This is a genomic window from Rhodococcus sp. RS1C4, assembly GCF_002258225.1.
GTDB classification, from domain to species: domain Bacteria; phylum Actinomycetota; class Actinomycetes; order Mycobacteriales; family Mycobacteriaceae; genus Rhodococcoides; species Rhodococcoides fascians_E.
This window is the reverse complement of the sequence record NZ_NOXZ01000046.1, coordinates 22,849-45,022: the sequence shown is the minus strand read 5'-3', so window position 1 is coordinate 45,022 and position 22,174 is coordinate 22,849. Positions and strand designations below refer to the sequence as shown.

The 22,174-nt window shown below is 64.9% G+C and carries 23 protein-coding genes and 6 tRNA genes; 13 read left to right on the top strand and 16 right to left on the bottom strand.

Annotated features, from left to right (window positions below; all coding sequences use genetic code 11):
• The first annotated feature begins 10 nt into the window (after nucleotides 1-10).
• Nucleotides 11-2,311 (top strand): molybdopterin-dependent oxidoreductase, encoded by a 2,301-nt coding sequence (locus CH289_RS23425; protein ID WP_179276862.1) that lies wholly within the window; start codon nucleotides 11-13, stop codon nucleotides 2,309-2,311.
• Here CH289_RS23425 and CH289_RS23420 read toward each other — a convergent pair.
• The 6 genes from CH289_RS23420 to CH289_RS23395 all read right to left on the bottom strand — a co-directional run bounded on the left by CH289_RS23420 (nucleotide 2,292) and on the right by CH289_RS23395 (nucleotide 8,003).
• Entirely contained in the window at nucleotides 2,292-2,750 is a 459-nt protein-coding gene (locus CH289_RS23420; protein WP_027498535.1) for a MaoC family dehydratase, read from the bottom strand. The genes CH289_RS23425 and CH289_RS23420 overlap by 20 nt on opposite strands.
• 94 nt (nucleotides 2,751-2,844) lie before the next feature.
• Complete coding sequence (locus CH289_RS23415; protein WP_143545126.1) at nucleotides 2,845-3,657, bottom strand: polysaccharide pyruvyl transferase family protein; 813 nt, start codon at nucleotides 3,655-3,657, stop codon at nucleotides 2,845-2,847.
• 100 nt (nucleotides 3,658-3,757) lie between these two features.
• Nucleotides 3,758-4,195 carry a peptide-methionine (R)-S-oxide reductase MsrB gene (gene msrB / locus CH289_RS23410; protein ID WP_020110158.1) on the bottom strand — a complete coding sequence of 146 codons (438 nt, stop codon included), beginning with the start codon at nucleotides 4,193-4,195 and terminating at the stop codon, nucleotides 3,758-3,760.
• Between the two features lie 15 nt (nucleotides 4,196-4,210).
• Nucleotides 4,211-5,461 (bottom strand): glycosyltransferase family 87 protein, encoded by a 1,251-nt coding sequence (locus CH289_RS23405; protein WP_094728700.1) that lies wholly within the window; start codon nucleotides 5,459-5,461, stop codon nucleotides 4,211-4,213.
• 102 nt (nucleotides 5,462-5,563) lie between these two features.
• Nucleotides 5,564-7,129, bottom strand: a complete 1,566-nt coding sequence (locus tag CH289_RS23400) for an alpha/beta hydrolase (RefSeq protein ID WP_094728698.1) — start codon at nucleotides 7,127-7,129, stop codon at nucleotides 5,564-5,566.
• An 82-nt stretch (nucleotides 7,130-7,211) separates the two neighbouring features.
• Entirely contained in the window at nucleotides 7,212-8,003 is a 792-nt protein-coding gene (locus CH289_RS23395) for a pyrimidine reductase family protein (RefSeq protein ID WP_020110156.1), read from the bottom strand.
• 34 nt (nucleotides 8,004-8,037) lie between these two features.
• Here CH289_RS23395 and zapE point away from each other — a divergent pair, with 34 nt between their 5' ends.
• Complete coding sequence (gene zapE, locus CH289_RS23390; protein ID WP_019664011.1) at nucleotides 8,038-9,054, top strand: cell division protein ZapE; 1,017 nt, start codon at nucleotides 8,038-8,040, stop codon at nucleotides 9,052-9,054.
• A 2-nt stretch (nucleotides 9,055-9,056) separates the two neighbouring features.
• On the opposite strand, the gene CH289_RS23385 is transcribed toward zapE, so the two are convergent.
• The 9 genes from CH289_RS23385 to CH289_RS23345 form a co-directional block, all read right to left on the bottom strand.
• A complete protein-coding gene (locus CH289_RS23385; protein WP_019664010.1) occupies nucleotides 9,057-9,587 on the bottom strand; it encodes a GNAT family N-acetyltransferase in 531 nt (176 codons plus the stop codon).
• On the bottom strand, nucleotides 9,584-9,856 hold the full coding sequence (locus tag CH289_RS23380) for a hypothetical protein (RefSeq protein ID WP_019664009.1): 273 nt from the start codon (nucleotides 9,854-9,856) through the stop codon (nucleotides 9,584-9,586). Before CH289_RS23380 ends, CH289_RS23385 begins: the two co-directional genes overlap by 4 nt.
• A 55-nt stretch (nucleotides 9,857-9,911) precedes the next feature.
• Complete coding sequence (locus CH289_RS23375) at nucleotides 9,912-10,571, bottom strand: alpha/beta hydrolase family protein (protein ID WP_019664008.1); 660 nt, start codon at nucleotides 10,569-10,571, stop codon at nucleotides 9,912-9,914.
• Nucleotides 10,564-10,800, bottom strand: coding sequence for a hypothetical protein (locus CH289_RS23370; protein ID WP_020110155.1), 237 nt, complete (start codon nucleotides 10,798-10,800; stop codon nucleotides 10,564-10,566). Before CH289_RS23370 ends, CH289_RS23375 begins: the two co-directional genes overlap by 8 nt.
• A 123-nt stretch (nucleotides 10,801-10,923) precedes the next feature.
• Nucleotides 10,924-10,998: transfer RNA gene (locus tag CH289_RS23365), tRNA-Val, on the bottom strand.
• A gap of 16 nt (nucleotides 10,999-11,014) precedes the next feature.
• A tRNA-Gly gene (locus tag CH289_RS23360) sits at nucleotides 11,015-11,086 on the bottom strand.
• A gap of 109 nt (nucleotides 11,087-11,195) precedes the next feature.
• A tRNA-Val gene (locus CH289_RS23355) sits at nucleotides 11,196-11,270 on the bottom strand.
• A gap of 40 nt (nucleotides 11,271-11,310) precedes the next feature.
• Nucleotides 11,311-11,381 (bottom strand) — tRNA-Cys (locus tag CH289_RS23350).
• An 84-nt stretch (nucleotides 11,382-11,465) separates the two neighbouring features.
• Nucleotides 11,466-11,537 (bottom strand) — tRNA-Gly (locus tag CH289_RS23345).
• Between the two features lie 253 nt (nucleotides 11,538-11,790).
• On the opposite strand from CH289_RS23345, the gene CH289_RS23340 reads away from it, so the two are divergent.
• From CH289_RS23340 to pdxS, 9 genes are all read left to right on the top strand, one after another.
• Nucleotides 11,791-11,862: transfer RNA gene (locus CH289_RS23340), tRNA-Val, on the top strand.
• 140 nt (nucleotides 11,863-12,002) lie between these two features.
• Nucleotides 12,003-12,395: a TIGR02611 family protein gene (locus tag CH289_RS23335; protein WP_026347589.1), complete on the top strand. Its 393-nt coding sequence runs from the start codon at nucleotides 12,003-12,005 to the stop codon at nucleotides 12,393-12,395.
• 134 nt (nucleotides 12,396-12,529) lie between these two features.
• Nucleotides 12,530-14,584 (top strand): threonine--tRNA ligase, encoded by a 2,055-nt coding sequence (thrS, locus tag CH289_RS23330; protein ID WP_094728704.1) that lies wholly within the window; start codon nucleotides 12,530-12,532, stop codon nucleotides 14,582-14,584.
• Nucleotides 14,585-14,586: 2 nt separating this feature from the next.
• A complete protein-coding gene (locus CH289_RS23325) occupies nucleotides 14,587-15,129 on the top strand; it encodes an ATP adenylyltransferase (RefSeq protein ID WP_019664004.1) in 543 nt (180 codons plus the stop codon).
• A gap of 25 nt (nucleotides 15,130-15,154) precedes the next feature.
• Nucleotides 15,155-15,841, top strand: a complete 687-nt coding sequence (pgsA, locus tag CH289_RS23320) for a phosphatidylinositol phosphate synthase (RefSeq protein ID WP_019664003.1) — start codon at nucleotides 15,155-15,157, stop codon at nucleotides 15,839-15,841.
• A complete protein-coding gene (locus CH289_RS23315; RefSeq protein WP_020110153.1) occupies nucleotides 15,838-16,743 on the top strand; it encodes a phosphatidylinositol mannoside acyltransferase in 906 nt (301 codons plus the stop codon). Before pgsA ends, CH289_RS23315 begins: the two co-directional genes overlap by 4 nt.
• On the top strand, nucleotides 16,740-17,864 hold the full coding sequence (locus CH289_RS23310) for a glycosyltransferase family 4 protein (RefSeq protein ID WP_020110152.1): 1,125 nt from the start codon (nucleotides 16,740-16,742) through the stop codon (nucleotides 17,862-17,864). Before CH289_RS23315 ends, CH289_RS23310 begins: the two co-directional genes overlap by 4 nt.
• Nucleotides 17,864-18,889: an NUDIX hydrolase gene (locus CH289_RS23305; protein WP_020110151.1), complete on the top strand. Its 1,026-nt coding sequence runs from the start codon at nucleotides 17,864-17,866 to the stop codon at nucleotides 18,887-18,889. Before CH289_RS23310 ends, CH289_RS23305 begins: the two co-directional genes overlap by 1 nt.
• Nucleotides 18,890-19,007: 118 nt before the next feature.
• Nucleotides 19,008-19,955, top strand: a complete 948-nt coding sequence (pdxS, locus tag CH289_RS23300) for a pyridoxal 5'-phosphate synthase lyase subunit PdxS (protein ID WP_019663999.1) — start codon at nucleotides 19,008-19,010, stop codon at nucleotides 19,953-19,955.
• A 4-nt stretch (nucleotides 19,956-19,959) separates the two neighbouring features.
• Here the strand turns inward: pdxS and CH289_RS23295 are convergent, their stop codons facing one another.
• On the bottom strand, nucleotides 19,960-20,526 hold the full coding sequence (locus tag CH289_RS23295; RefSeq protein ID WP_020110150.1) for a nucleoside/nucleotide kinase family protein: 567 nt from the start codon (nucleotides 20,524-20,526) through the stop codon (nucleotides 19,960-19,962).
• 121 nt (nucleotides 20,527-20,647) lie between these two features.
• Between CH289_RS23295 and CH289_RS23290 the strand changes: the two genes are divergently transcribed.
• Nucleotides 20,648-21,499, top strand: a complete 852-nt coding sequence (locus CH289_RS23290) for an acyl-CoA thioesterase (protein ID WP_019663997.1) — start codon at nucleotides 20,648-20,650, stop codon at nucleotides 21,497-21,499.
• Nucleotides 21,496-22,098, top strand: a complete 603-nt coding sequence (gene pdxT / locus CH289_RS23285) for a pyridoxal 5'-phosphate synthase glutaminase subunit PdxT (RefSeq protein ID WP_020110149.1) — start codon at nucleotides 21,496-21,498, stop codon at nucleotides 22,096-22,098. The genes CH289_RS23290 and pdxT overlap by 4 nt, the downstream gene beginning before the upstream one ends.
• Nucleotides 22,099-22,174: the final 76 nt, after the last annotated feature.

The window sequence follows — 22,174 nt, the reverse complement described above, 5'->3', positions numbered from 1 at the left end:
TGCACAGCACATGGCCCACTGGGGCATGTTCCGGGCCGACGCGGCGCACGGTGAGATAACCGGGATCACGCCCGACGCAGGCGATTCGAGCCCGTCGCCCGTTCTGGGGAATCTTCCCGGATCGGTACGTCACCGCTCGCGCGTCACCGGACCGGCCGTGCGACGAGGGTGGCTCGAAGACGGGCCGGGTCCGAGCGAGCATCGCGGAAGCGATCAGTTCGTCTCCGTCACCTGGGACGAGCTCACCGACCTCCTCGCCGACGAACTCCGGCGGGTCATCGACCGGTACGGAAACACTGCGATCTACGGTGGGTCCTACGGGTGGGCCAGTGCCGGGCGCTTCCATCACGCCCAGTCCCAGGTTCATCGCTTCCTGAACTGCCTCGGTGGTTACACCCGGTCCGTGAACAGTTACTCCACCGGCGCCACGTCCGTGGTCATGCCGCACGTCGTCGGAGCGCACTGGAAGTTGTTCTCACGGTCGACATCCTGGAAAGTCATCGCGCGCGAGACCGACCTTCTGGTCGCGTTCGGCGGAGTGCCGGTGAAGAACACGTCCGTCAATCACGGCGGTACATCGACTCACCCCACCGAATCCGCACTCGCGGAACTCCGGGCTCGCGGCGGAAAAATCGTCACCGTCAGTCCGCTACGAGACGACATGTCGGGCGCTGCAACGTGGCTCGCGCCGCGTCCAGGCTCGGATGTTGCAGTGATGCTCGGGCTGGCTCACGTACTGGCGACCGAGAACCTGCTCGACCGAGAATTCCTGGACGAGTACACCACGGGATACGACGCGTTCGAGCACTACCTCCTCGGTGACACCGACGGCACACCGAAATCCCCCGCATGGGCGTCCGAGAAATCCGGGCTGGCCCCCGAGGTGATCACCGAACTCGCTAGGTCGATGGCGTCGCAACGCACCTTGCTGACGGTCACCTGGTCCCTGCAGCGAGTGCGAAGCGGTGAGCAAGCCCCGTGGATGGGATTGACGCTGGCATCGATGCTCGGCCAGATCGGCATCCCGGGTGGGGGATTCGGCCACGGCTACGGCTCGATGAACGAGCCGGGTCTCGCACCGGTGCCGTACCCGTTGCCGACCCTTCCGCAGGGGCTGAATCCGGTCACGTCCTTCATTCCGGTGGCCGCGGTCTCGGACATGCTGCTCCGGCCCGGTGCCGAGTTCGACTACGACGGCAGGCGACTGACGTACCCCGACATCAAGCTCGTGCACTGGGCGGGGGGCAACCCGTTCCATCACCACCAGGACCTGGGACGACTGCGGCGCGCACTGGCACGTCCGGACACCATCGTCGTGCATGATCCTTACTGGACGCCGATGGCCAAACACGCGGACATCGTCGTTCCGTCGACCACGTCGCTCGAACGTGAGGATCTGAGTTGCACCCGCAACGATCCGCTGCTCGTGGCCATGCACCGCGCCGTACCTCGATACGCCGATTCGCGTGACGACTACGACACTTTCGCGGCGTTGTCCGAGAAGCTGGGCGTGGCAGAGACATTCACCGAAGGTCGGTCGTCCCGGCAGTGGGTCGAGCATCTCTACGACCAGTGGCGCGGTTACCTACGCGCAGCCGGCGTCGACACCCCGGAGTTCGACGACTTCTGGCACACCGGTTCGTTCCGGATGACCACCGAGGACGACCTCACCCTGCTCGCCGACTATCGGGCGGACCCTCGACGGAACGCCCTGCGTACACCGAGCGGGAAGATCGAGATCTTCTCCGAGACGATCGCGGGCTTCGATTACGCCGACTGCATCGGACACCCGGCCTGGTTCGAACCGGACGAATGGTTGGGCGGCGCACGAGCTGCGACGTATCCTCTGCATTTGATCGCCAATCAGCCCCGCGCTCGATTGCACAGCCAACTGGATCACGGTGCTACCAGCCAGGCGTCGAAAATCGCAGGGCGAGAGCCGATTCGGATCCATCCCGCCGCGGCTGCCGCGCGAGGGATCGCCGCGGGCGACGTGGTGAAGGTGTTCAACGACCGCGGAGCCTGCCTGGCCGGTGTGATCATCGACGACGCCATGATGGACAGCGTCGTACAACTGTCCACCGGTGCGTGGTACGACCCGCTCGACCCTGCCGATCCCGTCACGCTGTGCAAACACGGCAACCCGAACGTGCTGACGCCCGACGTCGGCACATCCTCGCTCGCACGAGGATCGACGGGTCAGCACGTTCTGGTGCAGATCGAACTCTACGACGGTGACCTGCCGCCGATCACCGCGTTCGATCCTCCCGAACTACTCGACAGAGCAGCAGTCAGAACACGATCCGACTGATCGTCTCCGCCACGAGCGCAGGCTTCGCCTCACCCTCGATCTCCAGCGTGCTGGTGGCGACGACCTGCAGAGCCCCACCGGACACTTCGTCCACCGATGTCAGCGTCGTCTGCAAGCGGACGTGCGAACCCACCTTCACCGGATTGACGAACCGAACCTTGTTGGAGCCGTAGTTGATTCCGAGTTTCGTGTTCTCGATGGTGTAGATCTGCCAGTTGAGCAGCGGAACGAGAGACAAACTCAAGTAACCGTGGGCGACCGGCGCACCGAACGGGCTTTCCTTCTTCGCGCGTTCGACATCGACATGGATCCACTGATGATCACCCGTGGCATCGGCGAACGTGTTCACCCGTTCCTGCGTGATCTGCAGCCAGTCACTGCTACCGAGGTCCTCGCCGACCGCTGCCTTCAATTGCTCAGGTGAAGTAAAAGTGCGCATGGTCACAGTATGCACGCGAGGGGACGTACTCCGCGTGTCACCTCGGTACGTAGCTGTCGGAAGCCGATCGCCGCCGCACTTCGTTTGTGTCAGGTCATCGTACGTCGACTGCGGCGTATGGAAATGCAGCGACGAGATTGTCCTGAATCTCTGCGAGATTGGGAATCGGACGATACTCGGTGCGAAGGGCCTCGATGTGCTCCGCATCCCATGCGAGGTCGGACGAATGCTGAACCGCTTTTCCATCGAATGCGGAGTAGTAGTCCTCGAACTTGTAGCCCTTGCCGCCTATCTCCTGCGTCAGCTCGATCCACGCATTCGGGATACCGTACGAGTCCGCGACGATGAGTCCGTGCAGGCTCGTGGACATCACGAACTCACAGGACGTGATGTCCGCGACGACCTTGGACGGCTTCCTCGACGGATCGATCAGCATGATGTTTCCCTCACGTGCGAGGGTCTGAACGACTGTGTCGCTCTTGTGCATCCAGTGATAGACGAGGCCGACTCGACCGGGCACCTGTTGCGAGGGCGGGTAGACCCTGCTTGCCAGAAGGCCCGGATCTCCGACTGCGATATCGCGGTCCTGGTCGACACGCCCCAGGGTGAGTTGCCCCCGTACGGCGTAGATATCGTACCCAGGATTGCTGAAGTTTCTCTCGGTGGTTCCCTCGCGCACTCCGAAACCGGAACCCCATATCTTCAACGTCTTCGGCGCGTTCATGAGCTGGACCATCTCCAGCGTCGAACCGGCGCCGGTGAACTCGCTGCCCTTCGGCCGTCTCCACGCACATTTCCGACCGAACAGAGACTTCACCAGCCCCGGAGTCAACTCGTCCCCGAAGTTCGGTCGAAGGCCGGTGAGTTTGAGCTGACGCCACCAGAATGTCTTGATCGCCGCAGTCATAGCGAAAAGATACCGCAGAGTTTTCAAGGCCGTGCGGTACTCGATCCGGCTGTAGTCGGCTTCGCGGCGTGAGCCGAACTCGGGCACGAATCCCGCGCGCCTACCGTGCGTCGGCTGCTGGGCTGAAGGTCAGCGAGATGGAATTGATGCAGTAACGCTGATCGGTGGGCGTCGGGTAACCCTCGCCCTCGAAGACGTGTCCGAGGTGACTGTGGCAGTTCTTGCAGATCACCTCGATGCGACGCATTCCGAGCGAGTTGTCCTCGTTCAGAATCACGGCGTCGCTGTCGGCCGGGTCGAAGAAGGACGGCCAGCCGCAGTGGGACTCGAACTTCTCGGTACTGCGGAACAGTTCCGCGCCGCATGCGCGGCATTCGTAGATACCTTCGGTGGTCGTGTCGGTGTATTCGCCGACGAAGGGGCGCTCGGTCCCGGCTTGCCGCAGAACCGCGTACTCCTCGGGGGAGAGTTTCTCTCGCCACTGCGCGTCGGTGAGCTGTACTGCTGGGGCAGGATTCTTGTCCGTCGCTGAACTCATGCCTTCACGCTAATACTATCCGCCGGACTTCGTCGTCTCCGCAGGTCGCGGGTCGTCCAGTGGATACTCTGGTTCGATTCCCCGGTCGAGTCGGCCGTCCTGCCTTGCGGCGTAGTAGCGCCCGACGAGCACGCCGAAGATGACGATGATCAGGAGGCTCCATCCGAAGGTGGTGCGCATGTAGTCGAATGCTCGTCCCGTGGTGTAGAACCGGCCGGACAGCCAGCGGTCGTAGCAGGTGAAGCCGTAGATCGCGAGCCAGGCAGGCCAGTTCCGGAGCACCGAGTTCTTCAGGACGACCGTCATCAGAAGCGGGAACAGCATCATCGAGTAGTACATCTGGCCCAGCGAACCCAGAAGCCAGTGTGCGGTGAGGACAAGGCCGGACGTGGTGGCGACGAAGAACAACCGGTCCTCGCGGCAGTACTTGTAGAGAATCCACAACGAGGCCAGAACCATCAGTCCGAGAACGCCGCGGATTCCGAAGATCAGTACCTCGGGCAGACCGTAGTAGCGACCGTTTCCGACGACGGCGCTGTTGAAGTAGTCCCTGGACTCGAGCAAGTACGGGACGGTGCGGTTCACGAAGTCCATGGGGTCGACGGACAGCGGCCACGCGATCGCGGTGAAGACGAGAGGGATGGCGATTGCGGTGACGAACACCTTCCACTGTCTGGTCATCAGCGGAATGATCAGCAGGGGAACGAGAATGGGCTTGACCACGATCGTGAGACCGATCGCGACGCCTGCCCACAGGTCTTTCCGCTTCAACAGGAAACCGATGAACGCGACTTCACCGAGCAACACGAAACCGTTGAAGTTGGTGAACACCAGAGTGTTCGTCACTGTTTCGCTGGCGAATGCGGCGAAGAGCAGGACCGGCGCGACGACGGAGTTCAGGCCGTAGCCGAAGATGCGCAGCAGAATGTACAGAGCAATCAGGATTGCGATGGTGCTGGCGAAGATGAACAGCCACCGCGAGCGTTCCGGGTCGATCACAGCGACGGGGGAGAGCAGCATCGTGGCCCCGGGCGGGTACAGGTAGTGCGGATCCACCGAATCGAAGTTCGCCGTGTAGACCGGCTGCCGGTTGAGAAACGCCAGTGCCGCGCGATACACCGGGGTGAAGTCGTCGGTGATGTCGCCGTTGATCGCTCGAACCAGGACCCGGTTGAGCACCGTCATGACGGCCAACGGCCACAACGCAAAGTTGACTACTTCTGCGGTGGACCGGCCGGTTCGTGGCTCGAGGAAGCTAAGTGACACCTACGGAACGGTACATTGACCGCCCTGTCGGACCGACGTCAGACACCCCGGCCGTGACAACCCCCTCGGGCCTTGTTCCCGCCCTCGACCGCCCACGGCGTCTCATGCAGGGCACACGCTGCCGTCCGGCGGCAGGGCCGCGTCGGCGACGTAACCGGCGACCGCGGACTGAGCGCACGCCGAACCACCTACCGTGGGGTGACCCGCGCCCTGCCATGTCATCGACGCCGCCTGCGTACCCGTCGTCGCGATCATTCCGGAGACTGCAGCGAAACCTCCGTTGCCGACGACGGGATCCGCCGCGCCGCTGAGCAACAGCACCGGAATCGGTAGTTCCGAGGGCAGCGGCGCTGCGGGAGCCGTCGGCCAGGACGCACAGGCGAGTGCGGCCAGAGCCGCGTCGGTGCCGAAGACGGGATACAACTCCGACCATGATCCGGTGGCGTCGCGCACCGCCTGGGGCGACGGCCACTGCTGTCCGTCGGTGCAGCGGGCGACGAACTGCCCGTCCGTGCCGTAGGCGTCGGCAGCTCGGTCGGCCAACTGGGTCAGGGCTGCGGTGTCACCGGAACGTGCAGAGGAGAGTGTGGTGGACAGTGCGAGTGCGCGCTGCGTCGGATCGCCCGCCGACGATGCGAGGGCATAGGCGATTCCGTCGAGCAGCGCGTGGGTGGACAGCGGCCTCAGGGCCCCCGATCGTGCGCGCTGCACCAGCTCGGCAACGGCCGCACGGGGATCCGGGCCGAGCGAACAGTCGAGCGCGACGCATCGCCCGGCGAAGGCGGTGAAGGCAGCTTCGCGTCCCTGGGTCTTCTGTTCGGCAACGGTCATCTGATCCGCGCCGAGTCCGGTGGGCGAGTCGAGTACGAGTCGGGAGAGGCGGTCCGGGTACTGCGCGGCGAATGCCAATGCGGTGGACGCACCGTTTCCGGTGCCGATGAGTCCGATGCTGTCCACGCCCCACGTGAGTCGCAGCCGTTCCAGGTCGTCCGCTGCATACGACGTCGCGAAGGCCAGTTCCTGTGGTTGCAGAAGGTCGGTGCATTCGATGGTCGCGTCCCGGCCTGCGGTGACGGCTCGATCGACGGTGTCACCGCCTGCTCCGGCGAACTGTCCCAGATCCGCCAGGGCTGCGCGGGCGTCGAACTTGGTGCAGTCCACCGCAGTGGATCGGCCGATGCCGCGTCGGTCCACCGCGACCACAGGATTGGTTGCCAGAAGGGTCGCGCCCTGCCCTGCTGCCATGTCGGCAAGCGTCTCGATCGACGCGCGGTCCGCCCCTGACGTCAGCACCATCGGGGGAGCGTCGGCAGGCGTCCGATCCAGGCGCGCACGCAGCGCACCGACGGAGAAGGACCCGAACATCTCACCGGACGCGTCGACGGGCGCCTCGAAATCCGCGCATTCGAGGATCAGGCCGGGGGTACGAGGTGCGTAGCCGTATCGACCGAGGGTGTCCGACGTGCAGTCCTGCCAGGACAGATCCGTCACCGGAACCTGCAGTGCAGGAGGCTCCGGCGCGGGGTCCTCCGATTCGGTGTCGGCGGGCTGGCCCGGTGAGTTCTGCTCGACCGCCACGTCGGGTCGACCGGACGGCCCGGCCCCGCACCCGGCCGCGAACATAGACAGACACACGACGAACACCAGCAACGATCGATTCTGCGTCACGCTGCGAGGCTATCTAGTTCCCGCACCGCGCGGTCGGCGACCCATCCGACCAGGCGGTCGGCGACACATCCGACCAGGCCGGTCAGTGTTCGGTTCGGTGCTTGACCCACCTGGTCAGCAGTGTGCCGTCGTCGTCGGCGACGACGTGCGCCCTCGTCATGCGCCGGACCGCGCCGGATGCGGAGTGCGAGATCCTGCCGGCAGACCCCGCCACGAGGAGAGGCGACACCGTGAGGCAGACGTCGTCCACGGCGTCGTCGGCGATCAGCTGGCCGAACAGTCCCGGGCCACCCTCGCACAGGACGCGGTGAAGACCGAGACCGTCCAGCGCGCCGAGTAGGTCGCCGGTCGTCACGGTCGTCTCACCTGCCTCGACGATCCGGGCTCCGGCGTCGGACAGTGCCTTCTTCTTGTCGGCGGACGCGGCTGCAGTGGTCACGACGATCGGAGTGACGGTGGTGTCGGTGAACACTCGCGCGTCGGGGTCGAGTTCGGCGGAGGCCGTCACGACCACGACTGGGGGGAGTTCGTCCAACCCGCGGTCGACGCGGGCCCGGCGGGTGTCGTCGGGCAGGGAGACGCCTCCGTAATTTTCGGCGCGCACGGTTCCGGCGCCGACGAGGACCGCGTCGGTCAAGGACCGTAGGACCCCGAAGACTGCCTGGTCGGCGGGCGACCCGAGGCCGGCGGACACGCCGTCGGCCGTCACTGCTCCGTCGATGCTGGCCACGAAGTTCGCCCGAATCCACGGGCGCCGGGGTCGAGGGGGATAGGCGTACAGGCGCGACAGGTCGGCCTCGTCCAGCCGGCCCTTCGCGACGCGTGACACATCGCTCTCGGATGTGAAGTAGGTCGCAATATCCAGTAGCTGCATAAGGTAGATAACACCACGTCGCTACGCTCGTTCAATGCCTGCACGTCTTGTCGATCGAAACCCCGTCGTTCCATCCGATCAGTTGATCGCTCAAATGGTTCCGCCGGCCATGTTCGACGACGTCAGCTTCTCGTCGTACATTCCCGATCCGAACGAGCCGAGCCAGGCCGAGGCGGTCGCGAAAGCCGAGGCGTTCGCGCAGAAGGTCACCAAGATCCGCGGAAAGGGTGGCAAGCGCGGCCTCTTCGGCAAGAAGACCCCGGCAACCGGCGCGGGCCTGTACCTCGACGGCGGGTTCGGCGTCGGCAAGACCCACCTTTTGGCGTCGATCTTCCACAGCGTGCCCGAGCCCAAGGCATTCGGAACGTTCGTGGAGCTGACACATGTGGTCGGGGCGCTCGGCTTCAACCAGGCACTCGATCAGCTGTCGAACCACAGTGTCCTGTGCATCGACGAGTTCGAACTCGACGACCCGGGTGACACCATGCTGGTGTCCCGTCTGCTGTCCGAGCTCTCCGCACGTGGAGTGTCCATCGTCGCGACGTCGAACACTCTCCCCGGACAGCTGGGCGAGGGCAGGTTCGCTGCCGAGGACTTCATGCGCGAGATCAAGAAGCTCGGGTCGATCTTCGAGTCGATTCGTGTCGACGGCCCCGACTACCGACACCGCGACCTTCCGCCTGCTCCCGATCCCACCTCCGAGTCCGAACTGGTCGAGCGCGCGAACCACGTCGAGGGCGCAACGCTCGACGATTTCGACGAGTTGCTCGCACACCTGAGTACGTTGCACCCGTCGCGGTACGGCAAGCTGCTCGACGGCGTCGAGGCGGTCTTCTGGAAGAACGTGCACCCCGCTGCCGACCAGGCGGTCGCACTCCGACTTGTCGTGTTGGCCGACCGCCTGTACGACGCGAGCATCCCGGTGACGGCGTCCGGCGGAAAGCTCGACGAAATCTTCACCGAGGAGATGTTGGCAGGCGGGTATCGCAAGAAGTACCTGCGTGCCACCTCGCGCCTGCTCGCATTGTCTCGTTTCGCAGCCGTCGGCTGACGTCAGAGGACTCGTTCGAACACGAAATCGTCGTGTACCTCGGCACCGACGGTGAACGTCTTGGTGCCCACACGGTGGAACCCGTGCTTGGCGTAGTAGCGCTGAGCTCGCGCGTTCTGCTGGTTGACGCCCAACCAGATTCCAGCGCAGCCGAAGTCGACCGCCAACGCCACGGTCGCCGCCATCAGTGCCGCCGACACTTCGCTGCCGTGATGACCCGGTAGGACGTACATCTTGGACAGTTCCATCGTCGGCGATGTCGACAGGACGGCGCTGATCGAGGGGTCGGCCGGCTCGCCGCGAATCAGCATGGCGTACCCGACGATCGAGTCGTCTTCACGCGCGGCGAGAATCGTCCGATCCGGATCGTCCAGGTAGTCGGCGAACCGTTCGTGGGAGAGCACCTCGCCGATGAAGGCTTCGATCGACTCCTGGGTCGACCCGGGTGGACAGGCCAGCGGAAACGTCACGGCGGCGACGTCGGCGAGTTGTTCGGCTTCCCAGATTCCGGCTCGGCCCACGATCACGGTCACAGTCGGTCCACCGCCTCTTTGGCTTCGCGCAGCGGCAACCCGGTGCGGGACCGCAGGAGTTTGATCGCTGCGAGCGAGTTTCCCTCGTGTTTGAGCGTGCGAAGCGTCGGTTCGATGTCGGCCCACAGGACCCCTGTCGATGCGAGCGGCGCCGGGGGTTTCGTCGAATCCGTGCGCTTGCCCGGACGTTTACGAGCCAGCAGCCACGCAGCGAGAACCGCTGCGTCGATCAGAACGAGTGCAACGACGAACCATCCCCAGGTGGGCATGAGACAAGTAGAACATTCGAGCAGTTTCCTACCGCACGGGGACTCGCCGACGCGATTACCGGGCTGTGCCGAACAAGGGTGACGCGTGCTCGAACGATCGCTCGGCGACGCGGTGCTTGGCTGCGGACAGGTCGTGTCCTGCACCGTCGATCTCGAGCAACTCCGTCGGGCCGGGGATCGATGCGATTGCCAGCCTCAGCTCGTCGGGTGTGCCGAATGGATCCTTCGTGCCCGAGACGAACAGGGTGGGGATATCTATTCCGGGTAGGTGCGCGGTACGTGCCTTGTCGGGTTTGCCCGGCGGATGCAACGGATAGGACAACAGCAGCGCACCGACGGCGGAGAGCCCCTCCGACACCGTCATCGATGCCTGGCGGCCTCCATAGGAGTGTCCTCCCACCACGAGAGGCGCTGCGGTGAGGCTGCCGAGATATTCGACCGCGAGCACCACACTGTTTCGATCGGCCGCGGACTTCGACGGATGCGGTGGGCCGGACGGCTTCGCCTGCCGGAACGCCAGATCGAACCGCAGAACCGTCACCCCGTGCGCGGACCATGTGGTGGCGACGTCGACGAGGAACTTGGCCGAGCAGTCACCGCCGGCCCCGTGCGTCAGTGCGAGTGCGGCCACCTCCGGCCCGTCGGACCGATGAAGATACCCACGAACTCCGTCGACACCGTGCACTTCGTGGGTGTCGGTGGGCGCCTCAGGCATCCGGCGTCGAGTCCTCCTTCAGGCCGCCGTTGTCGTCGACCATGTCTGCGAATGCCGTCCCGGACACCATGCCGTCCGTTCCGGGCAGCGTGACTGTCGGCCGTGCGCCGGGTTCGTACTGGGCATCGATCTCCGCCGCGTCGGACTTCGCCCTCTCCTCGGTGCTCGGATCCGTGGTCGGTGTGACACCTTCGGCGCCACTGTCTGCCTCGTTCGTACGGTCGGCCATCGGTGGGGTTCCTTCCGGTCGGGGATGTCCCTCCAGAGTGCACGTGTATGACCTGAATCACCACCCCTGCACGGGTCCAGACCACAAATGCCCTCCAGCACGGGGCTGAAGGGCATTCTCGGATGGTGCGCGATACTGGGATTGAACCAGTGACCTCTTCCGTGTCAGGGAAGCGCTCTCCCGCTGAGCTAATCGCGCAGGCGAACATCGAACGAGCGGATGACGGGATTCGAACCCGCGACCCTCACCTTGGCAAGGTGATGCGCTACCACTGCGCCACATCCGCATGTGCATCGAACGCTGCATCCGAGGACGGATCCAGCGGGCGATGCGGTGAAACCACCGACATTCAGTCGGACGAAAAGAACCCCGGCACAAGACCGGGGTTCTTCGCGTGGTGCGCGATACTGGGATTGAACCAGTGACCTCTTCCGTGTCAGGGAAGCGCTCTCCCGCTGAGCTAATCGCGCAGGTACTTGCATCGAAGACGGCTGCCTCCGACACACTGCGAGGTGGAGACGGGAATCGAACCCGTGTGCACGGCTTTGCAGGCCGTTGCCTCACCACTCGGCCACTCCACCATGGGCCAGGCGTTCTCTCGATTGCCCTTGATCCGAATCGGCACAAGCTCTCGCTGATTCGGCCCTGAGATTGTTCCAGCCTCGAGCGGATGACGGGATTCGAACCCGCGACCCTCACCTTGGCAAGGTGATGCGCTACCACTGCGCCACATCCGCGTGCCCCGCGGAACCGTTACCGTCTCCGTGGTGCGGTGAAAACACTAGACCAACTTCTGGCGAACTCACAAATCGCCTTGTCAGTGCCGCTGTCGGTTGCTCGAGTGGCGTCACTGTCGGGTCGGGGGCGAGCGCCGACACGGGGAAGAGTCTGTACGGAACGCTCGACGAACAGGGCGATTCGAGTATCCCGCGGTACGCATGTTAATGTTCTGCCTCGTTCGAGAGGCGTACATCGCTGTCGGACGATGACGGTCCCGTGGCTCAGTGGAAGAGCGTCCGCTTCACACGCGGAAGGTCGCTGGTTCGATCCCAGCCGGGACCACTGGAAGCAAACAACGAGCCCCCGCGCCAAGCCCCACGCACCGAGCGTGGGGCTTGTGTTGTCTCACGCGCCGGTAACCTGATGCGGTGACTGCAGACGATCGCGCCGAAACCGCGCACGACGACGGCGTATTCGACCGGGTGTCGGAACGACGACGCCAGTTCCGTGCCAAGATCAGAGCCAATCCCACTCTCGATCTCGCGTACCGAATCACGGTCGGCGTGGTCGGGCTGATCGTGCTGGGGCTCGGAATCCTGGCGATTCCGTATCCGGGTCCCGGGTGGCTGATCGTCTTCGCGGGCCTCGGCATTCTCGCGTCGGAATTCACGTGGGCGCATCGGCTCCTGAAGTTCGCGCGCAAGCACTACGACCGATTCATGGAGTGGTTCTCGCACCAGTCCGTGTTCGTCAAAGGGCTCGGTGTACTGCTGACCACGGCCGTCGTGCTGGTGACGTTGTGGTTGCTCGGTACGTTCTCGCTCATCGGCGGGTGGTTCGGTCTCGACTGGAGTTGGCTGTCCAGTCCACTGTGACGACGCGTCCGCGATGTGACGGCGAACGTGCACCCGAGAGCCGATAGGCTGTCCTCGGTCTCACCGACCGCCGCTATCCACTTACACCGGGATCTTCCCTGCGAGGATCGACCAAGGAGTACATCGCCGTGACCATGCCCGTAACCGCCGTCTCGCCCGCCCGCATCATGGTGCCGGCCGGAACGACTGCCGGAACGGCACTTCGGGACACGGGCTTGCCCAACAAGGGACCTGACGCGATCGTCGTCGTGCGTGACGCCGACGGCAAGCTTCGCGATCTGTCCTGGGCTCCCGACGGTGATGCCGAGGTCGAGCCGGTGGCCGCGAACACCGAGGACGGCCGCAGTGTCATCAGGCATTCCGCCGCGCACGTCCTGGCGCAGGCGGTCCAGGACCTGTTTCCCGGTGCGAAGTTGGGCATCGGCCCGTTCATCAAGGACGGCTTCTACTACGACTTCGACGTCGAGCAGCCGTTCACTCCCGAGGACCTGACCGCGCTCGAGAAGAAGATGAAGCAGATCGTGAAGGCCGGCCAGCGATTCTCGCGTCGCGTCTACGACTCGATCGATCAGGCCCGAGAGGAACTGGCGAACGAGCCGTACAAGCTGGAACTGGTCAACGACAAGTCCGGCATCGACGATCCCGAGATCATGGAGGTCGGCGGCGGCGAGCTGACCGCGTACGACAATCTGAATCCGCGGACGGGGGACCGAATCTGGGGCGACCTGTGCCGCGGCCCCCATATACCGACCACCAAGTACATCCCTGCGTTCAAGTTGACCCGCAGTTCCGCCGCCTACTGGCGCGGCAACCAGGACAACGCCGGTTTGCAGCGCATCTACGGAACCGCGTGGGAATCTTCCGAGGCTCTCGATCGCCACCTGGAGCTGCTGGCCGAGGCGGAGCGCCGCGACCACCGCAAGCTCGGGTCGGAGCTCGACCTCTTCAGCTTCCCGGACGAGCTGGGATCCGGGCTCCCGGTGTTCCACCCCAAGGGCGGCACCATCAGAAACGAGCTGGAGAACTATTCCCGGCAGAGGCACATCGAAGAGGGATACGACTTCGTCAACACCCCGCACATCACCAAGGGGCACCTGTACGAGGTGTCCGGCCACCTGGACTGGTATCGCGACGGGATGTTCCCGGCCATGCATCTCGACGCCGAGCTCGACGAGAGCGGTGCTGTGCGCAAACCCGGCCAGGATTACTACCTCAAGCCGATGAACTGCCCGATGCACAACCTGATCTTCCGCTCGCGGGGGCGCTCGTATCGTGAACTGCCCTTGCGGTTGTTCGAGTTCGGAACCGTGTACCGCTACGAGAAGTCCGGAGTCATCCACGGACTCACCCGCGTTCGAGGTCTGACCCAGGACGATGCCCACATCTTCTGCACTCGTGCGCAGATGCGCGACGAATTGACCACGACGCTCGAATTCGTTCTCGGTCTGCTCAAGGACTACGGGCTCGACGACTTCTATCTGGAGTTGTCCACTCGCAACCCGGACAAGTCGGTCGGCAGCGACGAAGTGTGGGAGGAAGCGACCAACACGCTCGCCGAGGTGGCAGCCGCGTCCGGTCTCGATCTGGTTCCCGATCCGGGTGGCGCGGCGTTCTACGGCCCGAAGATCTCGGTTCAGGCGAAGGACGCACTGGGTAGGACATGGCAGATGTCCACCATCCAGCTCGACTTCAACCTGCCCGAGCGCTTCGAGCTCGAGTACACCGCTACCGGGGGAAGCAAAGAACGCCCGGTGATGATTCACCGAGCACTGTTCGGCTCGATCGAGCGGTTCTTCGGTGTACTCACCGAGCACTACGCGGGTGCGTTCCCGGCGTGGCTGTCCCCAGTGCAGGTCGTCGGTATCCCGGTGGCAGAGGTGCATCAGGATCATCTGTTCGCTGTGGTGGCCGAACTGAAGAAGCGCGGAATTCGGGCAGAGGTCGATGCGTCGGACGACCGCATGCAGAAGAAGATCTTCAACCAGACCGCGCAGAAGGTGCCGTTCATGCTCCTCGCCGGCGAACGTGACGTGGAAGCCGGAGCGGTCAGCTTCCGGTTCCGCGACGGCACTCAGGTCAACGGAGTCGCGACCGACCGAGCTGTCGAGCTGATCGCGGACTGGATCAGCTCGCGCAACAACGCATCTCCCACCGCAACCCTCGTCGCCGAGACCTCAGGAGTGAGCTGACCATGCCCGACAAGGACGCGGCGATCGTCGACACCGGTTTCGGTGACCCCGATCGACTCCAACGTCTGTGGACGCCGCACCGCATGTCCTACATCACCGAAGCTCCCGGTGAGAACAGCAAGTCCAGCGAACCGTTCTCGGACATTCCGAAGATGAGCGACGAGGACGGGCTCGTGGTCGCGCGAGGCGAGCAGGTGTACGCGGTGCTCAACCTCTACCCGTACAACCCCGGGCACACGATGGTCGTCCCGTACCGGCGCGTCGCTGCGTTGGAGGATCTGACGCCCGCCGAGAGCGCCGAGCTCATGTCGTTCACTCAGCACGCCATCAGGACCATCAAGCGCGTGTCCAACCCGCACGGTTTCAACGTCGGACTGAACCTGGGTGCGGCAGCCGGAGGATCGTTGGCCGAGCATCTGCATCAGCACATCGTTCCCAGGTGGGGCGGCGACGCGAATTTCATCACCGTCGTCGGTGGAGCGAAGGTCATGCCGCAGCTGCTGCGTGACACGCGGGCTCTGCTGGCGTCGGCCTGGGCCGAATGAACATACGTCGAAAGGGGGGTTCGCGGTGCTGAGCATTCTCGGTAGGACTCCGATGTCCAAGGTGACGGCACCGCTCGGTCGAGCGCTCAACGCCACCGGACTGACTCCCAATTCGGTCACGCTGATCGGCACCGTCGTGACGGTGGCTGCCGCCGTGACGATGTTCCCGGCCGGGTACCTCTTCTGGGGCACGATGGTGATCACGCTGTTCGTGCTGTTCGACATGCTCGACGGTGCGATGGCGCGCGCACGCGGTGGCGGAACGAAGTACGGAGCGGTACTCGACGCGACCTGTGACCGCGTCGCGGACGGCGCGATCTTCGCCGGCCTCGCCTGGTGGGCGGTGTACAGCGAGCAGGACAAGCTGCTGCTGATCGCAACTCTGGTGTGCCTCGTGACGTCGCAGGTCATCTCCTACGCGAAGGCGCGCGCGGAAGCCAGCGGTCTGTCGGCGGACGGTGGATGGATCGAACGGCCCGACCGCCTGGTCATCGTTCTGGTCGGTGCAGGACTGACCGGAATCGGTCGGCACTACGACGTTCCCTGGCTCGACAGCCTCATCTACCCGGCAATGTGGGTTCTCGCCGTGCTCAGCGTGGTCACGGTGTTCCAACGAGTGCTTGCCGTGCGCCGCTCCGAGGGCGCCAGGGACATCATCAGCAAGGAACCTGCGGCCACGACCGACGGCGACGCGAAGACCGATACGCCGTGACTCTCGGCGAGCGCGTCGGCGACGCGGGGTACGCCGCGGGCTGGCGCCTGGTGAGATCGCTTCCGGCCGGGCTGGCGACCCGACTGTTCGACGCCGGAGCGGACGTCGCGGCCCGTCGGGGCGGCGGCCCGGCTCAACTCCGTCGAAACCTCTCACGCGTGCTGGGCACCACAGCGGACCAGGTGCCCGACGAGCTAATCCGTGCGTCGTTGCGCTCCTACGCCCGATACTGGCGAGAGGCATTCCGCCTTCCATCGATGGACCTCGATGAGTTGGCGGCGTCGCTCGATTCGAGCATCCACGGCCAGGAACACCTGAACGCTGCGCTCGCCGACGGTCGCGGCGCGGTGCTCGCGCTGCCGCACAGCGGAAACTGGGACATGGCCGGTGTGTGGCTGGCACGGACTCACGGCACCTTCGCGACCGTCGCGGAACGGTTGAAACCCGAATCGCTCTACCAGCGGTTCGTGGCCTACCGAGAAAGCCTCGGTTTCGAGATCTTCCCGCTCAGCGGAGGGGAGGTGCCGCCGTTCGCGGCGCTGTCGGAACGTCTGCGGGAGAACAAAGTCGTCTGCCTGCTGAGCGAACGCGATCTGGCCAGGCACGGTGTGCCCGTCACGTTCTTCGGGGAGCCGACACGAATGGCGGCGGGCCCGGCTCGCCTCGCGATCGACACAGGCGCGCACTTGCTGCCCGTGCACTGCTACTTCGACGGCGATGCCTGGGGCTTCTCCATCTCACCGCGCATCGACGTGGGCGAGGGAGTCGAGACCGCCACGCAGCAGCTCGCCGACCGCTTCGCCGACAACATCGCGACCTATCCCGCCGACTGGCACATGCTCCAACCTCTGTGGATGGACGACCTGTCCGATTCGCGGCGAGCACGGATCGAGGGCACGTGAAGATCGGGATGGTCTGTCCGTACTCCTTCGACGTGCCGGGTGGAGTTCAGGCACACGTGCAGCAGCTCGCCGAGGTGTTCATCGAACGGGGTCACCGAGTGAGCGTCCTCGCACCGGCGTCCGACGACACCGAACTACCCGACTTCGTCGTCTCCGCGGGTGAGGCCCTGGCCATTCCGTACAACGGCTCGGTGGCGAGGCTCCGGTTCGGGCCGGTCACGTACTCGCGCATTCGGAAGTGGATCGCCGAGAACGACTTCGACGTCCTGCACATTCACGAACCGAATGCCCCGAGCCTGTCGATGCTGGCACTCAAGGCCGCCGACGGCCCGATAGTGGCGACCTTTCACACTTCCACCACGAAGTCGTTGGTACTCAGTACGTTTCAGGGTGTTCTCCGTCCCTACCACGAAAAGATCAGCGGACGGATCGCGGTATCCGAACTCGCCCGCCGGTGGCAGGTCGAGGCACTCGGCAGCGATGCCGTCGAAATCCCCAACGGTGTCGACGTACCGGCCTTCCGACGCGCAACGCTGCTTCCCGGGTATCCCCGAGCCGGCGGCACCGTACTGTTCCTCGGCCGCTTCGACGAACCACGCAAAGGCATGGCGGTGCTGCTGCGCGCGCTTCCGACACTCGTCGAGCGACACCCCGACGTCGAGATACTCGTCGTCGGACGCGGTGACGAGGACAAACTACGAAAGGAAGCGGGCGCGGCAGCGTCGCATCTGCGGTTCCTCGGGCAGGTCGACGACGAGGAGAAGGCGTCGGCGATGCGGAGTGCCGACGTGTACTGCGCCCCCAACCTCGGCGGCGAGAGCTTCGGGATCGTGCTCGTGGAGGCGATGGCGTCGGGTACCGCTGTGGTGGCCAGTGAGCTCGACGCGTTCCGGCGGGTCCTTCGCGACGGCACCGCCGGCCTGTTGGTGCCGATCGACGACGACGTCGCCCTCGCCGATGCCGTCGACGCGGTGCTGTCCTCGGACGATGTCAGGGACCGTGTGGTGCAGGCGGCGACCCGGGCTGTGGCGGAATACGATTGGCCGGTCGTCGCCGAGCAGATCATGCGGGTCTACGAGACCGTGACCGTCGGGGGACAGAAAGTGCGGGCGGCGAGCTGATGACACTGTCCGCGTTGACGATTCTGATCGTCGGTCTCGTCGCGGTACTGGTCCTGGTGATCGGGCTGTGGGCCTACGCGACGGCCAACCGCCTCGATCGGCTGCACGTCCGCTCGGACCTGTCGTGGCAGTCGCTCGACTCCGCACTGGCGCGCCGCGCCGTGGTGGCCAGAGCCGTGGCGTCGGCGACCAGGGCCCAGCTGGAGGACAGTCGGCGATTGGCGGCGCTGGCCGACGCCGCCGAACGCGCCGACCGCGCACATCGTGAGGCGGCCGAGAACGCGGTGTCGGTGGCGCTGGCGGCGCTCGATCCTGCCGATCTGCCCCCGCAACTGGTAGCCGAGCTCGCCGACGCCGAAGCCCGGGTGCTGATCGCGCGCAGGTTCCACAACGATGCGGTGCGAGACACGTTGGCGCTGCGCACGACCGCGGCGGTTCGTGCACTGCACCTGGGCGGAACTGCGCCCCTGCCGACGTACTTCGAGATTGCCGAGCGGTCGGCGTCCGACACCTTCGGGTCCGAGGGGCGAGCGGTGCAGCGCACCTCGGCGAGAGTCGTTCTCGTCGACGAACGAGGCCGGGTGCTTCTTCTGCGCGGCCACGATCCGACGGTTCCCGACGTGTATTTCTGGTTCACCATCGGTGGCGCCGTCGAGTCCGGCGAGAACCTCCGCGAGGCCGCTGTCCGTGAGGTCCGGGAGGAAACGGGTCTGGGCGTGGCGTCGACCGAGTTGAAGGGGCCGATGTGGCGGCGGGTGGCCACGTTCCCGTTCAACGGAGTGCTCCTGCGGTCCGAGGAGCTGTTCTTCGCGTCGAGGACTCAGGAGTTCGAGCCCGAACATTCGGGATTCACCGACTTCGAGCGTCGAACGGTGACGGGCCACAAGTGGTGCACCGAGGACGACATCAGGTCACTCGCGGCGATCGGCGAGACGGTGTATCCGCAGGATCTCGCCGAACTGCTCGACGAGGTCAACATCGTGCTTGCGCGTAGAACCGAACCGGACGTACGCGCTATCCGCTGAGGCCGACGGACACGGCGGAACGGAGCGCTCGGTCAGGGGTCCAGCAATTCTCGACTGGCTATGGGAATGAATGCCAGTTCGGTCTACTCTCGGGCACGCCTCGCTCCGAGGTAGTCCCGTGTTCCCTCAGCTGCAGGAGAGTCCTTTGAGTACGCCCATCGTTCCCGCATCAGACGTCGAAGACAACGGCCGGGGGACAGCACGCGTCAAGCGCGGCATGGCCGAAATGCTCAAGGGCGGCGTGATCATGGACGTGGTCACCGCCGATCAGGCCAAGATCGCCGAGGATGCAGGGGCCGTGGCGGTCATGGCGCTCGAACGTGTTCCGGCGGACATCCGCGCGCAGGGTGGTGTGTCGCGGATGAGCGATCCGGACATGATCGACAGCATCATCGCCGCGGTGTCCATCCCCGTCATGGCGAAGGCGAGGATCGGCCACTTCGTCGAAGCGCAGATACTCCAGAGTCTCGGCGTCGACTACGTCGACGAATCCGAGGTGCTGACCCCGGCGGACTACGCCAACCACATCGACAAATGGAACTTCACCGTCCCGTTCGTGTGCGGCGCAACCAATCTCGGCGAAGCGCTGCGTCGGATCACCGAAGGCGCAGCGATGATCAGGTCCAAGGGCGAGGCGGGTACCGGCGACGTGTCCAACGCGACCACGCACATGCGCAAGATCCGCGACGAGATTCGCCGACTCACGTCGCTGCCCGAAGACGAGCTGTACGTCGCGGCAAAGGAACTTCAGGCTCCCCACGACCTGGTCGTGGAGGTCGCACGTGCGGGCAAGCTGCCCGTGACCCTGTTCACGGCCGGCGGCATCGCTACGCCGGCTGACGCTGCGATGATGATGCAACTCGGTGCGGAGGGCGTCTTCGTCGGATCCGGAATCTTCAAGTCCGGCAACCCGAAGGAGCGTGCCGAGGCGATCGTCAAGGCGACGACCTTCCACGACGACCCCGACGTCCTCGCCAAGGTCTCGCGTGGCCTGGGTGAGGCCATGGTGGGCATCAACGTCGACGATCTTCCGGTTGCTCACCGTTTGGCCGAACGCGGCTGGTGACGTCTCAGGCCTGGAGTATCGCGGGCCGGTCCGGGTGATCCCAGCGGACCACGACGTCCGCAGTCGGTGCCTCGTCGTAGAACTCGAGCAGCGGTGCAACCGTCCATGCGTCGGCCTCGGGGGTCCGGCGCCGCATGGTGGCTTCGCTGATCTTCAGGTGCACCGTCACCGCTGCATCGGGAATGCGTCCGAGGGCCGTCGGACCGGCGATCAGCAGAACATGGTCGGGAGCCGCGTCGACGAGGCTCGCCCTCGCGGACCGATCGGCCACCTCGTCCCAGAGCCGGGGTAGGAACGTTCCTCGGCCTCCGGGACGCATCGGGGCAACGACCTCACGCTCCACCGCGGCGAAGTCGAACCAGGCTGTCCGATAGGTCAACTCGTCGGTCCGAGAGTACTCGAATCGCAGTGAGGCGGGCCGCACGTAATCGTGGAGATCGATCACGTCACAACGCCGTCCGGACGCGCCCACGAGGTCACGGACCGTCCCGGCGAAATCGACCGGACCAGCAGCGTCGACGCCGTCGATCACACCGATTGCGCGGCGGCCGTGGGGAATTCGATCGGCCACTGCCCGGGCGAGTAGTTCCGGGAAAATCGGCACAGGCGTCGGCAGGTCTCGGTTCGGCACCGGTTCATCTTGCCTGTTTCCGCGCTTGTTAGCCTTCACCAGCAGCGACGAGAGGTGAACAATGGCCAGTATCGAGGACATTCTCGAATTGGAACGTATCGAGAACGACATCTTCCGTGGTCGAACCTTCCCGAGCATGTTGCAGCGGACGTTCGGCGGGCAGGTCGCCGGGCAGGCTCTGGTGTCGGCCGTCAACACAGTCGCCGACGACTACCGCGTGCACTCGTTGCACGGTTACTTCATCCGGCCGGGCAACCCCACGGAGCCGACCGTCTACATGGTCGAGCGCATCCGTGACGGCAGGTCCTTCTGTACGCGCCGTGTCACCGGAATTCAGGACGGCAAGGCGATCTTCACCATGTCCGCGTCGTTCCACGTCGACGACGACGGCATCTCGCACCAGGACACGATGCCCCGCGTCGTCGATCCGGAGACCTTGCCGGACCCGCGCACCCTTCCGGAGTTCGACAATTCGTTCTACGAGGAGTGGAAGGAATGGGACATACGCAAGGTCCCCGATGAGCAGACCGAGAAATACCCGAGCCTCGCCGCCCAGCAGCGAGTGTGGTTTCGTTACCGCGATCGGTTGCCGGACAATCAGGTGTTCCACGTCTGCGCGCTCGCGTACATGTCCGACATGACCCTGATCGGCTCGGCGAAGGTCCCACACCCGGGCGTGGCGACTCAGACGGCGTCACTCGATCACGCGTTGTGGTTCCTGCGCCCGTTCCGCGCCGACGAATGGCTGCTGTACGACCAGACGTCGCCGTCCGCGGACTTCGGGCGTGCGCTGGCACAGGGCCGAATTTTCGACCGGCAGGGTCGCATGGTCGCCGCCGTAGTGCAGGAAGGTCTGATGCGCTTCGAGCGGGATCGAACGAAATCGGCCACCGATCCGTTCAAGCCCAGGTGACCGGGCCTCGCATCGGTGTACTCGCGTTGCAGGGCGACGTCCGAGAACACCTCGCTGCGCTGAGCTCGAGCGGCGCCGAGGCAGTCGCGGTACGCCGGCCCGCGGAGTTGGACGGCGTCGACGGACTCGTCGTTCCCGGCGGCGAATCGACGACGATGAGCAGGCTTCTGACGGTCTTCGAACTGCTCGAACCGCTGCGTGCCCGGCTGCGTGACGGACTACCCGCTTACGGATCGTGTGCGGGAATGATCATGTTGGCGAGTGAAGTTCTCGATACCAGAGAGGACGCCCAGCATCTCGACGCCCTCGACATCACCGTGCGGCGCAATGCCTTCGGTCGTCAGGTCGACTCCTTCGAAACCGATCTCGAGTTCGCTGGAATCGACGGCGACCCCCTGCGCGCGGTGTTCATCCGAGCGCCGTGGGTGGAACGCGTCGGCGACGGCGTGGAGGTCCTCGCCACCGTTCCCGACGGTCCCGCCGCGGGTCGCGTCGTCGCGGTGCGCCAGGGGCCCGTCATGGCCACCAGCTTTCATCCCGAGGTCACCGGTGACCGTCGCGTACACGGACTCTTCGTCGACCTCGTGCGTGGGGTCTGAGCGGCGACGTTCGCACGTTTGCGGACGTGTATGGAGTCGGTGCCGGTCGAGCACGCGTAAACTACGAACACTTGTT